This is a genomic window from Mesorhizobium sp. M00.F.Ca.ET.216.01.1.1 (assembly GCF_004010325.2).
Taxonomy (GTDB): domain Bacteria; phylum Pseudomonadota; class Alphaproteobacteria; order Rhizobiales; family Rhizobiaceae; genus Mesorhizobium.
In genome coordinates, this window is record NZ_SADR02000035.1 from 1 (window position 1) to 20308 (window position 20308).

Consider the following 20308-nt stretch of genomic DNA (forward strand, 5'->3'; position numbering starts at 1 on the left):
CATCGCCGCTCAGAAGGACAATACGCGCCCGCCAGACATGCTTCTGCGGGCTTCCAGGGGCCGCGACGATCGCTTGCAAGCGCTGACGGTCGCTGGCCGAAATGGTGAAGGAGATGCCATTGCGCATCCATCAAACTCGCACGCCACACCGCAAAACGGAATCCCAAAATCGGACTCTTTTGATCCGATCAATCCACTAGCAACAGTGGTGGAGGCATGCGGCGGGATTTCCAAATCTTGGCAAGGGCGCGGGACAGCGCCCCCCTCTGGCCTGCCCCCCTACCGCGACAGCGCGATCTCCGAATCCCGCTGGCTGAAGTTGCATTTGCCGGTCACGGTGTAGAAGAAGTCGGCGTTCGCGACAGGTGCCGGCGTTGCCGAGCCGCCGTCTTCCCAGGCCTGCATGCTCGTCTGGCCGCAGGGCACTGCGGTGAAGATGTCGACCGTTTTGCCGTTCGCAACCTCGACACCGTCGAGATAGAGCCGGTTAGATGTAGTCGGATCGTTCGACTTGAGCAGGGTTGGCTGAGGCGGCTTGGCCGTGGCGGCCGAGGGCACATCCATCTGCAGATAGAGCGTGTCCATCAGGCTGACATCGACCACCGCACCGGCCGCGCTTGCCGGTGTGGTGGTGCAGGTGGTGACGTATTTCTTGCCGCCGCCGGTCTGCGTGATCGCCCCAGCGGCCACATTGTTGAAGTTGTTGACGGTTTCGGTCTTGCATACCTGCTGCTGGACCTGGGTGACCGTCGACCCGTTGATCGTCGAAACCGTCGTCGTTCCGTAGCCTTTCGGATCACCATAATTGTTGTAGACGTAGCTGATTTCCATCAGCTTTTGCGGCGTCGTCTGGCCGAACGCCGTGCCGTAGAGCGTCATTTTCTCGTCCCACCATCCCGACGCCTTGTCGATCTTGAACGTGGTCTGCACGAGCGCCGGCCTCTTGCGCACAGCCGACGCGACGCCGATCGGCACCGTATTGATCCTGGCGATCTGCATGAAGTTGGTCGGCATGGCAAAGCTTGCCGACGCCGTGACGCGGGCGGTGCCGTCGGCGCCGACTTCGAAGCCGTCGAGCTTGGCCGTGCCTTGCCCGCCATTAGCCAGGAAGGTTTGCTGCAGCTTGGTTTGGCGGTCGGCAAATGCCGTGTCCGTCGGCAGCGTCGTCACCGACAGGATCGCGGCGTCCAGCGCGTTCTGCATGTTGCCCCTGGTGTTGACGGCCGACGTGTAGTCGACCGAAAAGCCGACGGCGGCAATCAGCGGGATCATCGCAATGACGAATATCGGCACGAACGAGCCGCTCTCGCAGTGGAGAAAATTTCTTGCAGATCTGAACATTTTGGAGCCCCCGAAACCGCGGCAGCATGCTGGGCTGCCGCGCAGGGGCCGGACTATGCCGTAAAGCGATGGATTAATGTTTAAGGACCTTTGCAAGTTCGCTGCCGGCGGCAGTGCCGGCAGCGGCCAGCTCTCTTTCCCTTCTCCCCTTGTTGTGTGAGAAGGTGGATCGGCGCGCAGCGCCGAGGCGATGGGGGGTGTCGGAAGAAACTCTACGCCTCATTCTGTCCAGCACCCCTCATCCGACCACAAGGGGAGAAGGAAAGGTCGCGCCTCCCCACCACGCTTGCCCCTGCACCGTGCCCCTGCTAAAGCCGCCCCATCATGGCCACCCCGCTCGACCACATCCGCAATTTCTCCATCGTCGCCCATATCGACCATGGCAAATCCACCCTTGCCGACCGGCTGATCCAGCTGACCGGCGGGCTGGAGGCGCGCGACATGAAGGAGCAGGTGCTGGACTCGATGGACATCGAGCGCGAGCGCGGCATCACCATCAAGGCGCAGACAGTGCGGCTGAAGTATCGCGCCAACAATGGCGAGGACTATATCCTCAACCTGATCGACACCCCCGGCCACGTCGACTTCGCCTACGAAGTGTCGCGATCGCTCGCCGCCTGCGAGGGCTCGCTGCTGGTCGTCGATGCCTCGCAGGGCGTCGAGGCGCAGACGCTCGCCAATGTCTACCAGGCCATCGACAACAACCACGAGATCGTCGTGGTGCTGAACAAGGTCGACCTGCCGGCCGCCGAGCCCGAGCGCATCCGCGAGCAGGTCGAGGAGGTGATCGGCATCGACGCCTCCAACGCCGTGCTGATCTCGGCCAAGACCGGCCTTGGCATTCCCGACGTGCTGGAGGCAATCGTCCATCAACTGCCGCCGCCGCGCGAGGGCGATGCCTCGGCGCCGCTGAAGGCGATGCTGGTCGACAGCTGGTACGACGCCTATCTCGGCGTCATCGTGCTGGTCCGCATCATCGACGGCGTTTTGAAGAAGGGCCAGACCATCCGCATGATGGGCACCGGCGCAAAATATCTGGTCGAGCGCACCGGCGTCTTCACCCCGGCGCGCATCAATGTCGACGAGCTCGGCCCCGGCGAGTTCGGCTTCTTCACCGGCTCGATCAAGGAAGTGGCCGATACCCGCGTCGGCGACACCATCACTGAGGATCGCCGCCAGACGGCAAAGGCACTGCCCGGCTTCAAGCCGGCGCAGCCGGTAGTGTTCTGCGGCCTGTTCCCGGTCGACGCCGCCGATTTCGAGGATCTGCGCGCCGCGGTCGGCAAGTTGCGCCTCAACGACGCCAGCTTTTCCTATGAAATGGAGACCAGCGCAGCGCTGGGCTTCGGCTATCGCTGCGGCTTCCTTGGCCTGCTGCATCTCGAAATCATCCAGGAGCGGCTGGAACGCGAGTTCAACCTCGACCTCATCGCCACCGCACCTTCAGTCGTCTACCGCCTGGCTTTGACCGACGGCGCGGTCAAGGAACTGCACAATCCCGCCGACATGCCCGACGTGGTCAAGATCGCCGCGATCGAAGAGCCGTGGATCCGCGCCACCATCCTGACGCCCGACGACTATCTCGGCGGCATTCTAAAGCTCTGCCAGGACCGGCGCGGCATCCAATCTGATCTTTCTTACGTAGGAAAGCGCGCCATGCTGATCTACGACCTGCCGCTCAACGAGGTCGTCTTCGACTTCTACGACCGGCTGAAGTCGATCTCCAAGGGCTACGCCTCCTTCGACTATCACCTCACCGACTACCGCGAGGGCGATTTGGTGAAGATGTCGATCCTGGTCAACGAGGAGCCGGTCGACGCGCTGTCGATGCTGGTCCATCGCACGGCGGCGGAAAAGCGCGGCCGGCAGATGTGCGAGAAGCTGAAGGAGCTAATCCCGCACCATCTGTTCAAGATCCCGATCCAGGCGGCGATCGGCGGCAAGGTCATCGCCCGCGAGACGATCTCGGCGCTGCGCAAGGATGTCACCGCCAAGTGCTACGGCGGCGACGTCTCGCGCAAGCGCAAGCTGCTCGACAAGCAGAAAGAGGGCAAGAAGCGCATGCGCCAGTTCGGCAAGGTGGATATCCCGCAGGAAGCGTTCATCCAGGCGCTGAAGATGGGGGACTGAGAAGCCGGTTGGCGCGCGCAGCGCGCCAAGCCATCGATCCAGTAAATCGATGGCAGGCTTCGAAAGCCGGGGGAAATGGCGTCTGGCATGATTTATCGACTCTACCGGCGAGACCCTGTCACGCTCAGCGATACCCCCAACTATGCAGTCAACCTCATATTCCGCAGGCCCTTGATACGCTCCGAACTGCGCGCCGGGTGAAGCTTCCCTGACCGAACCGAGTCGTAGCCGACTTCCACCACCTCTCGACACCTCCTTCCCTTTCCGCTTGACTCCGGCGCATGCCCGCGCCCGTCGAAATCCGCAACAGCCCTACCGGAAAAATCTTTCCGGCGATCGGGCCGTTCCTGATCGCGGTGATCTTCGGCTTCTTCGCGCTGAAGGGTCTTGGCAGTGGCGCTCCAGGCGGGCGGCTGTTTCTTGTGGCGGCGCTGGCGCTTGGCTGCCTGGGACTTGGCCTGTTTCTCGCCCGCGGCGCGTTCGACACCAGCGTCCAGGTGGTGCTCGACGCCAGCGGCTTTCGCGACCGGCGCGGTGGCGACGTGCTGGTGCCGTGGGAGAAGGTGCGCGGCGTGCGCCTCACTTCCGGCCAAGGCTCGGCGATGCTCAATTTCGAGCTGACCAAGCCGCCGCCCGGTGCCATCCGATACGCGCCGGCCAACACGCTCAACCTGATACTGCCGTTTGGCAAGAACATCGTCCACATGGAGGTCTCCTCGCTCGACACGTCAGGCCCCGACATGATTGCAGCGATCCGGCGGTTCGCGCCGCATGTGGCGGTCGGCAGCTAATCATGCGAGTCATCGATTTTGGATCGACGCCATGATTCGCCTCGCTTTCGCCGGCCTTCTCCTCGCCACGTCAGCCCACGCTGCCGACATGGCGTTCTTCGTCAAGAACCAGCGGCAGCAGGCGGTGGCGGTCGAGCTGTTCAGCCATGATCGCGAGACGGTCTGGCCGGGCGGCGACCAGGTTTTCCTGATCGAGCCGGGCTCGCAGAAGTCGGTGCCGATCTCCTGCAATCAAGGCGAAAACATCTGCTACGGCGCCTGGGTCAACGGCAATGATGCGATCTCCGCCGGCGTCGGGCCGGACAATGACCAGCCCTGCGACACCTGCTGTTTCATCTGCGTGGAGAAGACCACCGAGACCATCGATCTGGTGGAGTGAGCGGCCAATCTCCCCCACAAGGGGGGAGATTGGCCGTCATCTCGGCCTTCGCCAATCTCGAACGTTTCAGGAGCGAGCGGAACGCAGGCTGCCAATCTTCCCGCAAGGGAGAGCACAGAGGGCCTCGCCCCGCGCGCTTCGAAATCAGGCCGGGAGATTTTCCCAAACCCTCTTCCGCGCTTCCACCTGTCATGCAAATGTCTATCCTCGCGGCCCGGGCGGGCTGATTCTTATCCAGGGGGTTTTCATGTCTTTCGCTTCCACGCGCCGCTTCGTCGTTGCGCTTTCTCTTGCCGCGCTGTTCGCGCCGGCGGCGCACGCCGCCGATATCACCTTCGCCGTCAAGAATAGTCATCCCAACGCCATGCGCCTCGAGCTCTACAGCCAGGATCGCGACTATGTCTGGCCGGGCGACGGCAAGGATTTTTACCTCGATGACGGCGAGACCAAGCAGATCCCGCTCTCCTGCGACGAGGGCGAATCGATCTGCTACGGCGCCTGGGTCGATGGCGACGAGGAAACCTATTGGGGCGTCGGCCCCGGCAACACGGAAAAATGCGACGATTGCTGCTATACCTGCAGCGGCGGCGAGACCGAGGAGATTGAGCTGGTTCCGTAACGCCGGCGGCCCGGGCCCTCTCCCACAAAGGGAGGAGGAGGCGCCTGCCCTTCTAACTTGACGCCGTCCGGGCCGCCGCCATAGCGTGACGCCTTCAGCGAAGGAGCACAGCGATGGCAGGCATGGTTGAAAGCGACAAGATCGACGTCGGCTTTTCGGGCCGGCTCTGCATCCATTCGCGCAACTGCGTGCTCGGCGATCCGCATGTCTTCGTGCCCAACGCCAAGGGCGAGTGGATCCACCCCGAGGCGGCCAGCGTCGAAAAGATCGTCGCGATCGCCGAAAGCTGCCCCTCGGGCGCCATCACCTATGTCAGAAAGGATGGCGGGCCGCAGGAAAAGCCGCCGGTGGTCAACACCGTGCGCATCAGGGAAAACGGCCCATTGGCGCTGCATGCCGAGATCGTGCTCGACAGCGAGACGTTTTTTCGCGCCACGCTGTGCCGCTGCGGCGCTTCGCAAAACAAGCCGTTCTGCGACGGCAGCCACAACAAATCAGGCTTCACCGCCACCGGCGAGCCGCCGCTGAAGGACACGCCGGCGCTGGAGGCGCGGGATGGTCCGCTCAATGTCACGCCGACCAGGAACGGCCCGCTCAAGCTCGAAGGCAATGTCGAGATCGTCACCGGCACCGGCCACACGGTCGATCGTACGCAACGCACCTTCCTCTGCCGCTGTGGCCATTCCGCCAACAAGCCGTTCTGCGACGGCACGCATAAGAAGGTCGGGTTCGTCGGCTAAGGCGTTGATATTCGGCTGACCTGCAAACGGGCCTTCCTGCACTTCCGGTGTCACATATCGCCAGCGAAGCGGGCCTCGTGGCGTGAATGACGATGCGCCAGCGTTGGTGTAGCATGAGGGGTTCTCGCGCCCAGGAGGAAATCCATCATGCGCACCATGCTTGCCCTTGCTTTGCTCGTCTTCGCAATACCCGCGTTCGCCGCCAACCATGCGGTCCAGATCAAGGGCATGAAATTCAGCCCGGCGAAAATCCGTGTCGCCGTCGGCGACACCGTCACCTTCACCAATGCCGATCCCATGGCGCACACCGCCACCGCGCTGGATGGTTCCTTCGACACCGGCCAACTCGCCAAGGGCAAGAGCGCCAAGGTCAAGATATCAGCTGCTGGCGCTCACGCCTTCAAATGCGCAATCCACGCGTCGATGAAGGGCACTGTCACGGCGAAATAGCGCGGCTGGCCGGTTTTCCTTTCGGCGGCTGATCGGCTAAGGGCGGGGAAGCAAAAAATCCTCGCCTCCGGACCGCCGCCAGAAAATGACCGCCAAGACCAAATCACTACCGCTGTTCCTCGGCATAGACACCGGCGGCACCTACACCGACGCCGTGCTGTGGTCCGAGGCCGGCGGCCCGCAAGAGGGACCCAACAAGGGCAGGGTGCTGGCCAAGGCCAAGGCGCTGACCACGCGCCACGATCTCGCGGTCGGCATATCGGGCGCGGTCGATGCGGTGCTGCAAAAGGCCGGCACCGACCCGGCTGACATAAAGCTGGTATCGATGTCGACGACGCTCGCCACCAACGCGCTGGTCGAGGGCCAGGGCGGCCGCGTGGCGCTGGTGATGATCGGCTTTTCCGCGGCCGACCTCGCCCGCGACGGGCTGAAGGTAGCGCTCGGCACCGATCCGGTGGTGTTCTGCCCCGGCGGCCATGATGTGCACGGCAATGCGGCAAAGCTCGATCTGTCCGGGCTGGAGGCCGCACTGCCGGAACTCGGCGCCTCGGTGTCCGGCTTTGCGGTCTGCGCCTATTTCGCCACCCGCAATCCAGCGCACGAACTCGCCGCCCGCGACCTGATCCGCGAGAGGACCGGCCTGCCGGTCACCGCCAGCCACGAGCTTTCGGCCAGGCTCGGCGGCCCGCGCCGGGCGCTGACCACGCTGCTCAACGCCAGGCTGATATCGATGATCGACCGGCTGGTGGTGGCGACCGAAGGTTTTCTGCAGGCGCGCAAGATTGTGGCACCCCTAATGGTGGTGCGCGGCGACGGCGCCCTTGTTTCGGCCGCCTTCGCCCGCCAGCGGCCGATCGAGACCATCCTGTCCGGCCCGGCCGCCAGCCTTGTCGGCGCCCGCCACATGACCGGCCTCGACGATGCGGTCGTCTCCGACATTGGCGGCACTACCACCGACGTCGCCGTGCTTGACAATGGCCGGCCGCGGCTCGACCCGGAAGGCGCCACCGTCGGCGGCTTCCGCACCATGGTCGAGGCCGTCGCCATGCGCACCTTCGGCCTCGGCGGCGATTCCGAAGTGGCGCTGGAGGACGGCGCTCTCAATCCGAAAATCCTGCTCGGACCGCGCCGCCTGGTGCCGCTGGCGCTGGCCGGCATGGTGCATGGCGAAGCCGTCACGTCAGAACTCGAACGCCAGCTGCGCGCGCCCAATCCCGGCCGCATGGATGGCCGCCTGGCGGTCCGCACCGGCGTGCCGGAGCGGCTCGCCGCCGGCCTGACCGGCGCCGAAGCGCGGCTTTATGAGACGATCGGGGCGACGCCGCTCGCCCTCGACAGGCTTTTGACCTCGAATGCCCAGAACGCCACCTTGAACCGACTGGTGTCGCGCGGGCTGGTGCATGTCGCTGGTTTCACGCCGTCGGACGCCGCCCATGTGCTGGGCAAGCAAGCGAACTGGGACGCCGCCGCGGCCCGTCTCGGCGCCGAGCTGTTCGCCCGCAAGCGCGACGGTCGCGGCCAGGCGATCGCCGCGACACCAGAGGCGATCTCGGAACGCGTGCTTGTGACGCTGACGCGCTGGTCCGCCGAATATATCCTCGAGACCGCCTTTGCCGAGGATGGGCTCGATGGCGCGGCGACCGTTGCCCATGCGCTGGTCCAGCGCGCCGTCGATGCGCATCCCGGTATTGCACGGCTGAGTGTGGCGCTCGACCGTCCGGTGATCGGCCTCGGCGCTTCGGCGCCACTGCACTATGCCGGCCTGCCGCCGCTCGTTGGCAATGGCTGCGTGGTGCCGGAGGATACCGATGTCGCCAACGCGCTCGGCGCCGTCGTCGGCCAGGTCAGGGTTTCGGCCGAGGCGCGGGTCAGCCAGCCCAAGGAAGGGTTGTTTCGTGTCTCGTCAGGCGAAAGCGTGCGCGATTTTCTCGACGAGGCGGCGGCGATCGCGGCGGCGAAAGAGGATGTGCGGGCGATTGCCGCCGGCAGGGCGAAAGACGCCGGCACCGACAACGCCGAGATCGAGATCGCCAGCGAATTCCGCGTCTCGACCGTCGAGGGCCAGCGCATGTTCATCGAGGCGCATGTGGTGGCGGTGGCGTCCGGCAGGCCGCGGATTGCGGTATGAGCACGGCGACTATGAGAGCGATCTCCCCCCTTGTGGGGGAGATGGCCGGCAGGCCAGAGGGGCGCTGTCCCGCCGATCTCTCGATAGGTCGCAATCGCGCCCTCAGGCTTGGGTCCCGCCTGGCCGCAGGTAAAGTGAGGTTGGCGATCCTTCACGCCCCCCTCTGCCCTTCCGGGCATCTCCCCCACAAGGGGGAGATCGGCAGCTTGGCCGGGCGGCGCAAATCTCCGAAGTTCTGCGCAAGCCTAAAACCTGAAGCGATTTGCCCTACCTAGATCTTAAGCTGAATTGACCCTGCGACCCTGGCATGCCAAAGGCCCGTGTCGGCAAGCCCGGCCGAAAGCCCTTCATCTGGAGATACCCTGATGACCGATCGCGTCGAGATCGCCGGATTGCAGATTGCCCGCGAGCTTCATGATTTCATCGCTGATGAGGCGCTGCCGGGCACCGGCGTTGCGGCAGATGCATTTTGGGACCGTCTTTCGGCCATCGTCGACGAATTGGCGCCGAAGAACCTGGCGCTGCTCGAAAAGCGCGGCGCCATGCAAGAGAAGCTCGACCGCTGGTATCGCGACAATGGCGCGCCCGTCGACATGGATGCCTACAAGAATTTCCTCAAGGAGATCGGCTATCTCGTCCCGGAAGGGCCTGCCTTCAGCGTGACCACGGAAAATGTCGACCCGGAGATTTCGGTGGTGGCCGGGCCGCAGCTGGTGGTGCCGGTGATGAATGCGCGCTACGCGCTGAACGCCGCCAATGCGCGCTGGGGTTCGCTCTACGATGCGCTCTACGGCACCGATGCCATTCCGGAGACCGGCGGCGCCGAAAGGGGCGGAGGATACAACCCCGTGCGCGGCGCCAGGGTGATTGCCTGGGCCAAGAACTTTCTCGACGAGTCGGTGCCGCTGACGACAGGCAAATGGGCGGGGGTGAACGGGTTTTCGTTTGCAAACGGCATGCTGCGGCTGGGCGAGGGCGGCGGCGCCACCACGCTCGCCGATCCCAAACAGTTTGCCGGCTATCGCGGCGACGCCGCCGATCCCGAAGCGGTGCTGCTGGTGAAGAACGGGCTGCACATCGAGATATCAATCGACCACAACAACCCGATCGGCAGCACCGATCCCGCCGGCATCGCCGACGTCATACTGGAATCGGCGCTGACCACCATCCAGGACTGCGAGGATTCGGTTGCGGCGGTCGATGCCGAGGACAAGGTCGTCGTCTACCGCAACTGGCTCGGCCTGATGAAAGGCGACCTTGCCGAGGAGATCACCAAGGGCGGCAAGACCTTTACCCGCAAGCTCAATCCGGATCGCAGCTACACGTCTCGCGGCGGCGGCACGCTGACGCTGCCCGGCCGCTCGCTGATGCTGGTCAGGAATGTCGGCCACCTGATGACCAATCCGGCGATAACAGACCGCGACGGCAACGAGGTGCCGGAAGGCATCATGGATGCGGCGATGACGGCGCTGATCGCGCTGCACGATGTCGGGCCGAACGGCCGCCGGATGAACTCCCGCGCCGGTTCGGTCTATGTGGTCAAGCCCAAGATGCACGGGCCGGAGGAAGTCGCCTTCGCTGTCGAGATCTTCGGCCGTGTCGAAGCGCTGCTCGGCATGGCGAAAAACACCATCAAGATGGGCATCATGGACGAGGAGCGGCGCACCACCGTCAACCTCAAGGAGGCGATCCGCGCTGCGAAAGAGCGCGTCGTCTTCATCAACACCGGTTTCCTCGACCGCACCGGCGACGAGATCCACACCTCGATGGAAGCCGGCCCGATGATCCGCAAGGGCGACATGAAGCAGGCCGCCTGGATCTCCGCCTACGAAGCCTGGAACGTCGACACCGGGCTGGAATGCGGGCTGGCCGGCCACGCCCAGATCGGCAAGGGCATGTGGGCGATGCCCGACCTGATGGCAGCGATGCTCGACGAGAAGATCGCCCATCCCAAAGCCGGCGCCAACACCGCCTGGGTGCCGTCGCCGACGGCGGCGACTCTGCACGCCACGCATTACCACAAGGTCGATGTGCAAGCCGTGCAGCGGGCGCTGAAGAGCCGGCCCAAGGCGAAGCTCGACGACATCCTGTCGGTACCGGTCGCAAGGCGGCCGAACTGGTCGCAGGCCGATATCCAGAAGGAACTCGACAACAACGCGCAAGGCATCCTGGGCTATGTGGTGCGCTGGATCGACCAGGGCGTCGGCTGCTCGAAGGTGCCAGACATCAACGATGTCGCGCTGATGGAGGACCGCGCCACGCTGCGCATCTCCTCGCAGCATATCGCCAACTGGCTGCATCATGGGGTCTGCACCCGCGAGCAGGTGATGGACACGATGAAGCGCATGGCCGGCGTCGTCGACCGCCAGAACGAAGGCGATCCGCTCTACCGGCCGATGGCGCCCGACTTCGACAACTCCATAGCCTTCCTCGCCGCCTGCGATCTAGTGTTCAAGGGCAGCAATCAGCCCAATGGCTACACCGAGCCGGTGCTGCACGCGCGGCGGCTGGAACTGAAGGCGCGGGAACGGGCGGGATAAGCGTCGGCGCACTGGTCGACCACAGGCGGGCGCCCGCAGGGGAGTTCGATCTCCCAACAACAAGGGGGGAGATCGGTAACTTTGACCCACTGTCCCTCTTCACGTCTGCCTGGCGCGGGCCAGAGCCTCTACGCCGCCTGCGCCACCCGCTCCGAGCTCATGCGATAGGAAATCGCTTCGGCCAGATGGATGCGGCCAATGCGCGTTGGTGGTGGCGCTGGTGACGCCGAGCCGTTCGAAACGCTCGCGCTGGATCGTCCGCGCCCGCGCCACGCGCAGCGCCACGGCCGCACTCTTCTCCGACCGGTCCGGCCGGATCAGGTCGCCGGCCGAGACCGCCGGCACCTCGATCCTGAGGTCGATACGGTCGAGCAGCGGACCGGAAATGCGCGCCTGGTAGTCGGTGCGGCAGCGTTCTCCGCGCAGGCAGCGATAGCCCGGCTCCCCGGCCATGCCGCAGCGGCACGGGTTCATCGCCGCAATCAGCTGGATGCGTGCCGGATAGGTGACGCGATGGTTGGCACGCGCAATCATGCAGTCGCCGGTCTCCAGCGGCTGGCGCAGCGCATCGAGCGTCTGCGGTGTGAATTCCGGGAATTCATCGAGGAACAGCACGCCGTGATGGGCGAGCGACACTTCGCCCGGCCGCGCCCGCATGCCGCCACCGACCATTGCCGCCATCGACGCCGAATGGTGCGGGGCGCGGAACGGCCGCCGGTCGGTCAGCTTGCCTTCGCCGAGCTCGCCGGCCACGGAAGCGATCATCGAGACTTCCAGCAATTCCTTGGGCGCCAGCGGCGGCAGGATCGACGGCAGCCGCTGCGCCAGCATCGACTCTTTCCGGACCCTGGCGGCCCGACCATCAGCGAGTACAGCCCGCCGGACATTAGAGAATTCTAAAGGGCTTCAATGGGTGGAACTTTACCCTTCGCTCCCGTCTCCCGGAACAGCGCCGTCGCGCCATTTGCTGACATTCATGGCGCTTCTCCATTGCGGTCGTTCGCGCTACGACCTGATGCGGACCCGAAGCGGAAGTTCGTTTGATCCGGTCAAACTCAACGCGCCAACCGACCACGTGCGCCGTTTGCTGACATTGCCGCCGCTTCCCGGAAGAATAATCGCGGTGCTCAATCTCGTCCTGGTCGGACCTGCCTATTTCGGCGCGGCGGCTGCGGTTTCGCCCGGCGGCATGATCCGGAACATGAAGCTCGACACTTTTTCCCCGGGTTTGAACGGCTCGGGAACCTCGTTATCGACCGACTTCACACTTTGAAGGAATGCCGCGATCGCCATGGCGTCGTCTGCGGTGAGATGCGCAAAGGCGTGCCAAGGCATGATCGGCGCAAGGATACGGCCGTCCGGCCGCTCGCCGGTCTGAATCGTGGTGACGATCTGCTCCGGGGTCCAGCTACCGATGCCGGTCTTCTTGTCCGGCGTGATGTTGCGGCCGACAAAGACACCGAGACCCGGAATCTCGAAGCCAACATCCGAGCCACCAAGAAAGCGCGACATGTCGGGCTTGCCGAAGAAATAACCCGGCGTGTGGCAGTCATTGCACCCGCCGATCGTGACGAGGTATTCGCCGCGCTTAATCTGTGCGCCGTCGGCCTTGGCCGAGACCGATGCGAACGCAACGACCGACGCGGTCAAGAATGCAAGACGAACTTGTGTCCGAAACATCGACTCCTCCCTTTTCATTATCGGAACGCGGGCAGGCTTTGTGGCGTGATCACTGCACCAGACCCGCTTTGCGAAGGCCAACGGTGAACTTCTCGGCATCCGAGGAATCCCTGAACGGCAAACGGCCAATATGTTCGACAGGCGAGTACCTCGGATTGATTTCCTTGAGTTCGCGCCAAACTTCGCCGGCCTCGTCCAATTTGCCCAGATGGCCCAACGCTGAGGCGAGGAATGCGCGTGACAAATCCGTGGTCGGATTGATCGCGATCCGATCCCTGAACAGAGCTACCGCGGTCTCGTAATCGCCAGCTACGAAATACGCCGTGCCCAGGAAATGCACGTACTGCTGCTGCACGGCAGGATCGAGGCGCATGGCCCGTTCAATGTAGGGGACCGCCATTTCCGGCTGCCCCGTATAGATGTGCACCACGCCGCGGGCGTTGAGGGCGGGAGCGAAGTTCGGGTTAAGCGATAAGGCCCGATCGGCCTCATCGGCCCAGCGCTGATAATCCATCCTGAACATAGCAACGAGGGAAGCCACGAGATGGGCGTAAGGGTCCTGGTCGTCCCTGGCGATCGCCCAGCTAGAGAAGCGCTCGGCTTGGTCGAGGGATGTCTCGGGCGTCTCGCTCCAGCGGTTCTGGTGATCCAGGACATACGCCATGCCCAAGCCCGCATATGGCGCGGCATAGTTCGGATCGAGCTCGATCGCCCGCCGGAAGCATGCGGTTGCCTGATCGAACATCTCGCGATCTTTTTTAACCCCGCGGATCAGTTCGCGCCCTCTCAAGAAGAGATCATGGGCGTTCACGTCGTTCGTGCCGCCATCTACGATGCGCGATTTTTCCGCTTCGCTCAGCGTCACCTTCAAAGCGGTGACAATCTGTTGCGTGATATCGTCCTGCACCGCGAAAATGTCGGTGAGCTCGCGGTCGTAGCGCTCGGCCCAGAGATGTCCGCCGCTCGAGCCGTCGATCAGCTGGGCGGTGACGCGAACCCGGTTTCCGACCTTTCGAATACTGCCTTCGAGAGCGAACTTGACGCCGAGTTCGCGGCACACGTGGGGGACACTGAATGTCTTGTCCTTGTAGACGAAAGCCGAGTTGCGCGCGATGACGAACAGACCAGATGCCTTGCTGAGGTCCGTGATGACATCCTCAGTGATGCCGTCACTGAAGTACTCCTGCTCGGCATCGCGGCTCATGTTGTTGAAGGGAAGGACCACGATCGATGGTCTTTCCGGGAGCGGCATATTCGTCTGATCAACCTTGGGCAACGACGCAACGGTGTCACGAACCCAGCGCCAGACGCGCACCGGGCGGTCGATATTCTTGACCCGCTGTTCCCCCAAGTCCTCGAACGGCAACTCGATGCGATCGCGCACCTGGTCATAGACTGCCGCCGATACGCAAACTCCGCCCGGTTCGGCCAATCCCTCCAGCCGGGCCGCCACGTTGACACCGTCTCCGTGGATGTCGTCGCCATCGATGACCACGTCGCCCAAATTGACGCCGACGCGGAACGCGATACGTTGCCCTTTCGGTAAGACTTCATTGCGTTCAGCTAGCGCCTGCTGCATCTCGGCGGCGGCCCGCACCGCCTCCACGACGCTCGCGAACTCTGCCAACACCCCATCACCCATGAATTTGACGACGCGCCCATGATGTTCCGCGATTTTCGGCCCAATGAGGTCAGTAAGCACAGATTTGAGCGCCGCGAGCGTGCCATCCTCATCGGACCGAATCAGACGCGAATAGCCGACCACGTCAGCGTCCATAATGGCGGCGAGGCGGCGTTCCATGCCCCGATTTCCTCCCGTCAGAGAGAGTAGAGGATTCCTGCCCAACAATCCATGACGGTGTTGGGCCTGGAATTTCCGAATGTCGCACAATGCGCCCGTCGGCGCATTGCAGCCGAAGGTTCGAATCCCACCCGATCCGCTCCTTTGACGCTCCTCGGCATACTGAACGGCTGATGCGCGCGGTTGCCTCGATTGCGCCAGGAGCGGAAGCTTAGCAGAGGTCACGCCAACGCCCGGTTAGCGTCACGAAGCAGGGCTTCAGCCTGCGCCCGAAGCGGGCGTCCCGGCTTACCAAGCGGCATTGATACCCAAGGAGCGTTTTCCGGATCCTCCTCAGATTTTGACCAAGCTAGCCGCAGTTTTCGGCTCTACACCATACCCGCGCGACGAGCGCCTTCCTTGATCGCAACGAGGGCCGGCGGATTGGAGACGGGATAGGTTCGAATGAAGTTCTCGACGGTGAACCTTGGAAACTCGACGGCAATCCGCCTGGCGATCGACTGCGCCTGCGCCGGCTCTTCGAGCAGCGCGTTGCACAGGACGCGGAACATCAGAGTGACGGGACTGTCCGGCGGACTCTTGCGCAGCGACGATAGACTGTCGGCATATCGACCGGCCACGAAACGGGCCCGGGCGAGCTGCGCGTAGTACCAACTCGGAGCCTGCGGATTGAGGCGAAGCGCCCGTTCGGCAAGAGCACAGCCTTCTTCCGGATTTCCACACACGAGAGCCCGGCTTGAGGCAAGCATCGACAGCACATCGGCGTCATTGGGTGCCAGGGCCAGCGCCCGGTCGTATTCCTCTGCGGCCCCGCTGATATCACCGTCAAAGGCGCGAAGAGCGCCCATGTAAAGGCGCGTCATCGGATCGGTAGGGTCGAGCGCCAGAGCCTTTTCCACGCATTCTCGCCAGCGCCCGACCGAAGCGGCTGAATCTGGCGTGAAGGCATTGAAGGCATCGACCGTATGTGCCAATCCCAACGTCATCCAGGCCCGCGCGAAGCCGGGGTCGAGTTCCACGGCGCGGGACAGCATGCGTATGGCTTCTGCCCTCGCATCGGTCGTGAATCTGTCGTGCAGTTCCGCCCCGAGTAGATAGCAGTCATAAGCACCCAGGCTCGAGGGAGGCTTCCGCCGAGCCACCTCACGCCCGAGATTGGCGAGCTTGCCGAAAGTGCCTGCCAGGGCATTGATGACGTTCTGTGTGACGCTGTCCTGCATGACAAAAAAATCGTCGATCGACTCCTCGAACCGCGCGGACCAGAGGTTGGCTCCGGTCAGGGCGTCGACCAGCTGCACCGCGACGCGGACACGCTGGCCGATCGCCTGGAGGGTACCTTCCAGCAGATAATCGGCGTTCTGTTCCAGTCCAACCGAGCGTGAGTCGCTCGCCCGTCCCCGATAGGACTGCATGGTCTGGCGCGAAATGACCGCAAGGTCGGGATAGCGCGCCAGATCGCCGATCATGTCGGCCGACAGGCCGTCTACCAGTCGCGTCCAGCCGTCGTCGGCGCTCAGGTTTTCGAACGGCAGAACCGCAATTACCGGCGGCTTGCTGTCATCGCCGGCAGAAAGGCCCGGTTTGGCACCGACGATCTTCGCAGTAGCGGGGTCGATCAAGACACGGTACACGCGAACCGGTTCGGCGATACTTTTCATTTTCTGCTCGCCGAGTGAGGCAAAGCCGATCGGCAACTTTCCCTTCACATGGTCGCAGGCGGTGGCGGAAATCGCGATTCCTCCAGGTTCCGCCAGCACTTGCAGCCGATCGGCGATGTTCACCGCATCGCCGTGGATGTCGTCACCCTCAACGATGACATCGCCCAGATTGATGCCGATGCGGAAATCAAGCCGCCGTTCTGGCTGCGTGAGAACGTTCACCTCCGCCTTCTGTTGCTGGATTTCGACCGCGCAGCGTAGGGCGTCGACCACACTGTGGAACTCGACCAGTATCCCATCTCCCATGGTTTTCACGAGCCGACCATGGTGCGCGGCGATCCTTGGCTCGAATACTTCATTCAGGTCGGTTCGGAAAAGCGCACGCGTACCCTCCTTGTCCGTCTGGCTCAAACGGCCATAGCCGACGACATCGGCAATCAGGACGGCCGCGAGGTGACGTTCCATCTGCCAATCCTTCGCGGATTGTTACCCGCTTTCCAAGCTTACAGCAGGTCGCAGGTTGATGCCATTGCCGCCGCCCCTGAAAGACGGCTTTTCGGGTCTGTGTACCTTGCTGCATGAGAGCCCGAATGTCGGAAGGGTCATCAGTACTGGTTGCGCTTAACGTCTGGTTCCGGGAAGGAAAATCGGCCTCGGAAGGTCTCGAAAGGGTCATCGGCGTGAATTCGACCGAGGCCGAACGAGCTTCCGCTTAGGGTCGAGAGTTGCCGTTCCGGCCAGAAGCTCGCCCGTTCAATGGATGGGCAAACGCGCCGATGTCCTGCATGGATTAATGTAGCACAACGTCAGCAGATTGTGGCCGCCGGCCGCCGCCACTTCCAGCGCCCGCTTGGCGGTCTCCTGGCCCTTGATGTCGGCAAGGTCGGGCAAGTCGCGCGCCGAGGCATGGATGCCGGCTTCCGGCCGTGCCAGCACCTGCGTGCCACGGAAATGGTTGGCGATGGCGATCAGGCTGCGCGGCGCCAGAATGTCGAAATCCTTGCCGGCCCAGGCCGCCCCCGGCCCGCAGGCGAAGGGGCAGATCAGGCCCTTGCCTTCGGCATTGGCGCCGATCGCGGCCGGCAGCGCGCCAGCGACCGCGGCGATGGTGCCGTCGAGCGACAGTTCGCCCAGCCACGTAGCTCGCCAGCATGTCGCCCGGAATGGCGCCAAGTGCCGCCATCAGGCCGAGCGCGATCGGCAAATCGTAATGGCTGCCTTCCTTAGGCAGGTCGGCAGGCGCGAGGTTGACCGTCACCTTCTTCGACGGCATCGACAGGCCGGAGGCATGCAGTGCCGCCTGCACCCGCTCGCGGCTTTCGGCCACCGCCTTGTCGGCCAGGCCGACGATAGCATGTTGACCTTGCCCGGCGCGATCATCACCTGCACGTCGACCGGTACGGCCTCGATGCCCTGGAAAGCGACCGTGCGAACCCGCGCTACCATTTTGCTGCCCCCGATACCGGTTCGCCAAAAGCCCCTGCTTCAGGCCGTGAGCGCCGTCAGGCAAGACAACCACAGATTTTCAGCTCAGGCAAGAACATTACAGGAACATTTACGCGCAGCAATGTTCCTTCGGCAACGGCCCCCGAAAGCGAAGGGCTACTTCCTCTTGTCTTCGACGGCGTCCCAGAACAGGCTGGCGATGTCGGCGCCGCCGAACCGCTGCACCTCGCGAATGCCGGTCGGCGAGGTGACGTTGATCTCGGTCATGTAGTCGCCGATAACGTCGATGCCGACCAGGATAAACCCACGCTCTTTCAGCGACGGGCCGATGCGGGCGCAGATTTCGCGCTCGCGCGCGCTCAGCTCGGTTTTTTCGGCGCGGCCGCCGACATGCATGTTGGAGCGCGAATCATGCTCAGCCGGCACCCGGTTGATGGCACCGGCCGGCTCACCGTCGATCAGGATGATGCGCTTGTCGCCAGCACGCACCTCCTTGAGATAGCGCTGCACGATGTACGGCTCGCGGAACAACTGCCCGAACATCTCGAGCAATGAGGCAAGGTTGCGGTCGGCCTCGTGCAGGTGGAAGATGCCGGCGCCGCCGTTGCCGTAGAGCGGCTTGACGATGATGTCGCCGAACTCCTTGCGGAAGGCGGCAATCTCGAGCGGGTCCTTGGTGATCAGCGTTTCCGGCATCAGGTCGGGAAATTCGGTGACGAAGATCTTTTCCGGGCTGTTGCGCACCCAGGCCGGGTCGTTGACCACCAGCGTCTTCGGATGGATGCGTTCGAGGATATGCGTGGAGGTGATGTAGTTCATATCGAAGGGCGGATCCTGCCTGAGCAAGATGACATCCATTTCCGACAGATCGGTGCGCACCTCCTCGCCCAGCGAATAATGATTGCCCTTCACATCGCGGACCTGCATCTCCTCGATGCGGGCAAACACCTTGCCGCCGCGCATCGACAGCCGGTCGGGCGTGTAGTGGAACAGTTGGTGGCCGCGCCGCTGTGCTTCCAGCGACAACGCGAAAGACGTGTCGCCGGCGATCGAGACGGCGGAAATGTGGTCCATCTGGACGGCGATTTTCAATTTCATGGCGGCTCTCCGGCGCGATCGACCACAGCGATATATGGAACTCGGCGCCTTCTGCCAATCGGTAGAGTTCGCTGCAGGGCTACGCTTCGCTTGATGCAGCGCTTTAGCGGTCGAAGACCAGCCGCGAATAACCGAGGAAGGAAAGCGCCATGGCGACCAACGAGGCGACGGCTAGCGCCGCGAGCGGTGGCATCGTCGGCAGGGCAAGGAGGATGGCGCAGTAGACGAGGTAGTTGACGATGCTGGTGGCGATGCCGACGCCGCCGTAGCGCACGCCTTCCTGTGCGATGCCGCGGCTCGACGGCGAGAAGGTCAGATGACGGTTGATCAACCAGGTGACGGACAGCGCAAAGCCGATCGAGATCGTGCGGGCGGCGAAGGGTCCAAGCGGGGTGATGGCCAGCAGCAGCCAAAGCACCACTGCGTCGGCGACGAAACCGACGCCGCCGGCAAAGATGAAGCGGACGAGGCGCTTCACAACAGAGCCTAGGCCGCCCGTGGGGTCTTGCCTGGTTCGGGCTTCAAGGCGCCGTGCCCGCTTGCGCGCTCGCGCCGTTCGATGCGGCCCGAAGGCATCGACAGATAGAAGATGCGCTTCTGCTCGGCCCGGCCGCGCGATACGGAATCGAGGATCAGCCCCGTCACCGCCGCCAGCATCGACAGCAACAGCAGGCCGACCGACAGCACCCAGGTCGGGATGCGCGGAACAAGCCCGGTTTCGGCAAATTCGATCAGAACCGGCGTCATCAGAAACAGGCTCGATGCCAGGAAGAATGCCGAAAAGGCGCCGAAGAAGCGCAGCGGCTGCGTCTCCTTCATCAGCATGGCGAACATCCACAGGATCTTGGCGCCGTCGCGATAGGTCGACAGCTTCGACGACGAGCCTTCCGGCCGGCGGCCATAGTCGAGCCCGATCTCGCTGACCGGCAATTTGAGCTGCGAGGCGTGCACCGACATTTCGGTCTCGATCTCGAACCCGCCTGAAACGGCGGGAAAGCTTTTGACGAAGCGCCGGGTGAATGCGCGGTAACCGGAGAAGATGTCGGTGAAGTCGGAACCGAACAACCGCTTGTAGAGGCTGTTGAAGACACGGTTGCCGAAGGCATGGCCTGACCTGCCGGCATCGTCGGTGACGCCGCGCCTGGTTCCGACCACCATGTCGGAGCGTTCCGTCAGCAGCGTATTGATCAGCTGCGGTGCATCCTCCGGCGCATAGGTGCCGTCGCCGTCGGCCATCAGGTAGATGTCGGCTTCGATGTCGGCAAACATGCGGCGCACCACATTTCCTTTGCCCTGGCGTGTCTCGCGGATGACAGTAGCGCCGGCGGCGCGCGCCTTCAGCGCGGTCAGGTCCCTGGAATTGTTGTCGTAGACATAGATCGTGGCCGAAGGCAGCGTCTCGCGGAAACGCCGCACCACCTCGGCGATCGTCGGCTCCTCATTGTAGCAGGGCAGGAGCACGGCAATGACAGGCTCGTAGCGAACTTCTTGCGGCATTTTCGTCTCC

At 63.6% G+C, this 20308-nt stretch carries 15 protein-coding genes and 3 pseudogenes; 8 read left to right on the forward strand and 10 right to left on the reverse strand.

What is annotated here, in order from left to right; translation table 11 throughout:
- Both EN859_RS39785 and EN859_RS31215 read right to left on the reverse strand, forming a co-directional pair.
- Nucleotides 1-127 (reverse strand): annotated as a pseudogene (locus EN859_RS39785) (IS630 family transposase); the annotation flags it as partial.
- Between the two features lie 152 nt (nt 128-279).
- Complete coding sequence (locus EN859_RS31215; protein ID WP_127856452.1) at nt 280-1341, reverse strand: TadE/TadG family type IV pilus assembly protein; 1062 nt, start codon at nt 1339-1341, stop codon at nt 280-282.
- A 324-nt stretch (nt 1342-1665) separates the two neighbouring features.
- Here EN859_RS31215 and lepA point away from each other — a divergent pair, with 324 nt between their 5' ends.
- The 8 genes from lepA (at nt 1666) to EN859_RS31255 (ending at nt 11118) form a co-directional block, all read left to right on the forward strand.
- A complete protein-coding gene (lepA, locus tag EN859_RS31220; RefSeq protein ID WP_127856453.1) occupies nt 1666-3471 on the forward strand; it encodes a translation elongation factor 4 in 1806 nt (601 codons plus the stop codon).
- Between the two features lie 281 nt (nt 3472-3752).
- Nucleotides 3753-4262, forward strand: coding sequence for a hypothetical protein (locus EN859_RS31225; RefSeq protein WP_127856454.1), 510 nt, complete (start codon nt 3753-3755; stop codon nt 4260-4262).
- 31 nt (nt 4263-4293) lie between these two features.
- A complete protein-coding gene (locus EN859_RS31230) occupies nt 4294-4641 on the forward strand; it encodes a hypothetical protein (protein WP_127856455.1) in 348 nt (115 codons plus the stop codon).
- Between the two features lie 247 nt (nt 4642-4888).
- Nucleotides 4889-5260: a hypothetical protein gene (locus tag EN859_RS31235; protein ID WP_127856456.1), complete on the forward strand. Its 372-nt coding sequence runs from the start codon at nt 4889-4891 to the stop codon at nt 5258-5260.
- Nucleotides 5261-5373: 113 nt separating this feature from the next.
- Nucleotides 5374-6000 (forward strand): CDGSH iron-sulfur domain-containing protein, encoded by a 627-nt coding sequence (locus tag EN859_RS31240; RefSeq protein WP_127856457.1) that lies wholly within the window; start codon nt 5374-5376, stop codon nt 5998-6000.
- 147 nt (nt 6001-6147) lie between these two features.
- Entirely contained in the window at nt 6148-6450 is a 303-nt protein-coding gene (locus EN859_RS31245; protein ID WP_127856458.1) for a cupredoxin family copper-binding protein, read from the forward strand.
- 85 nt (nt 6451-6535) lie between these two features.
- The gene (locus EN859_RS31250) at nt 6536-8578 is read left to right on the forward strand and encodes a hydantoinase/oxoprolinase family protein (protein WP_127856459.1); all 2043 of its coding nucleotides are present in this window, start codon (nt 6536-6538) and stop codon (nt 8576-8578) included.
- Nucleotides 8579-8943: 365 nt separating this feature from the next.
- Nucleotides 8944-11118, forward strand: coding sequence for a malate synthase G (locus EN859_RS31255; RefSeq protein ID WP_127856460.1), 2175 nt, complete (start codon nt 8944-8946; stop codon nt 11116-11118).
- Nucleotides 11119-11352: 234 nt separating this feature from the next.
- Here the strand turns inward: EN859_RS31255 and EN859_RS31260 are convergent.
- From EN859_RS31260 to EN859_RS31295, 8 genes and pseudogenes are all read right to left on the reverse strand, one after another.
- A pseudogene (locus EN859_RS31260) lies at nt 11353-12002 on the reverse strand (ATP-binding protein); the annotation flags it as partial.
- Between the two features lie 268 nt (nt 12003-12270).
- The gene (locus EN859_RS31265; RefSeq protein ID WP_127856461.1) at nt 12271-12798 is read right to left on the reverse strand and encodes a cytochrome c; all 528 of its coding nucleotides are present in this window, start codon (nt 12796-12798) and stop codon (nt 12271-12273) included.
- A 49-nt stretch (nt 12799-12847) separates the two neighbouring features.
- Nucleotides 12848-14599, reverse strand: coding sequence for an adenylate/guanylate cyclase domain-containing protein (locus tag EN859_RS31270; RefSeq protein ID WP_127856462.1), 1752 nt, complete (start codon nt 14597-14599; stop codon nt 12848-12850).
- A 368-nt stretch (nt 14600-14967) separates the two neighbouring features.
- Nucleotides 14968-16722: an adenylate/guanylate cyclase domain-containing protein gene (locus EN859_RS31275; RefSeq protein ID WP_127856463.1), complete on the reverse strand. Its 1755-nt coding sequence runs from the start codon at nt 16720-16722 to the stop codon at nt 14968-14970.
- Between the two features lie 342 nt (nt 16723-17064).
- Nucleotides 17065-17703 (reverse strand): annotated as a pseudogene (locus EN859_RS31280) (magnesium chelatase domain-containing protein); the annotation flags it as partial.
- 156 nt (nt 17704-17859) lie between these two features.
- On the reverse strand, nt 17860-18801 hold the full coding sequence (gene gshB / locus EN859_RS31285; RefSeq protein WP_127856464.1) for a glutathione synthase: 942 nt from the start codon (nt 18799-18801) through the stop codon (nt 17860-17862).
- A gap of 103 nt (nt 18802-18904) precedes the next feature.
- Nucleotides 18905-19279 carry a GtrA family protein gene (locus EN859_RS31290; protein WP_127856465.1) on the reverse strand — a complete coding sequence of 125 codons (375 nt, stop codon included), beginning with the start codon at nt 19277-19279 and terminating at the stop codon, nt 18905-18907.
- A gap of 8 nt (nt 19280-19287) precedes the next feature.
- A complete protein-coding gene (locus tag EN859_RS31295; RefSeq protein WP_127856466.1) occupies nt 19288-20298 on the reverse strand; it encodes a glycosyltransferase in 1011 nt (336 codons plus the stop codon).
- Between the last annotated feature and the right edge of the window lie 10 nt (nt 20299-20308).

Bases quoted from the DNA above. Each gene is read 5' to 3' on its own strand.
- EN859_RS31215 (WP_127856452.1), bottom strand. From the start codon at position 1,341: ATGTTCAGATCTGCAAGAAATTTTCTCCACTGCGAGAGCGGCTCGTTC.
- lepA (WP_127856453.1), top strand. From the start codon at position 1,666: ATGGCCACCCCGCTCGACCACATCCGCAATTTCTCCATCGTCGCCCAT.
- EN859_RS31225 (WP_127856454.1), top strand. From the start codon at position 3,753: ATGCCCGCGCCCGTCGAAATCCGCAACAGCCCTACCGGAAAAATCTTT.
- EN859_RS31230 (WP_127856455.1), top strand. From the start codon at position 4,294: ATGATTCGCCTCGCTTTCGCCGGCCTTCTCCTCGCCACGTCAGCCCAC.
- EN859_RS31235 (WP_127856456.1), top strand. From the start codon at position 4,889: ATGTCTTTCGCTTCCACGCGCCGCTTCGTCGTTGCGCTTTCTCTTGCC.
- EN859_RS31240 (WP_127856457.1), top strand. From the start codon at position 5,374: ATGGCAGGCATGGTTGAAAGCGACAAGATCGACGTCGGCTTTTCGGGC.
- EN859_RS31245 (WP_127856458.1), top strand. From the start codon at position 6,148: ATGCGCACCATGCTTGCCCTTGCTTTGCTCGTCTTCGCAATACCCGCG.
- EN859_RS31250 (WP_127856459.1), top strand. From the start codon at position 6,536: ATGACCGCCAAGACCAAATCACTACCGCTGTTCCTCGGCATAGACACC.
- EN859_RS31255 (WP_127856460.1), top strand. From the start codon at position 8,944: ATGACCGATCGCGTCGAGATCGCCGGATTGCAGATTGCCCGCGAGCTT.
- EN859_RS31265 (WP_127856461.1), bottom strand. From the start codon at position 12,798: ATGTTTCGGACACAAGTTCGTCTTGCATTCTTGACCGCGTCGGTCGTT.
- EN859_RS31270 (WP_127856462.1), bottom strand. From the start codon at position 14,599: ATGGAACGCCGCCTCGCCGCCATTATGGACGCTGACGTGGTCGGCTAT.
- EN859_RS31275 (WP_127856463.1), bottom strand. From the start codon at position 16,722: ATGGAACGTCACCTCGCGGCCGTCCTGATTGCCGATGTCGTCGGCTAT.
- gshB (WP_127856464.1), bottom strand. From the start codon at position 18,801: ATGAAATTGAAAATCGCCGTCCAGATGGACCACATTTCCGCCGTCTCG.
- EN859_RS31295 (WP_127856466.1), bottom strand. From the start codon at position 20,298: ATGCCGCAAGAAGTTCGCTACGAGCCTGTCATTGCCGTGCTCCTGCCC.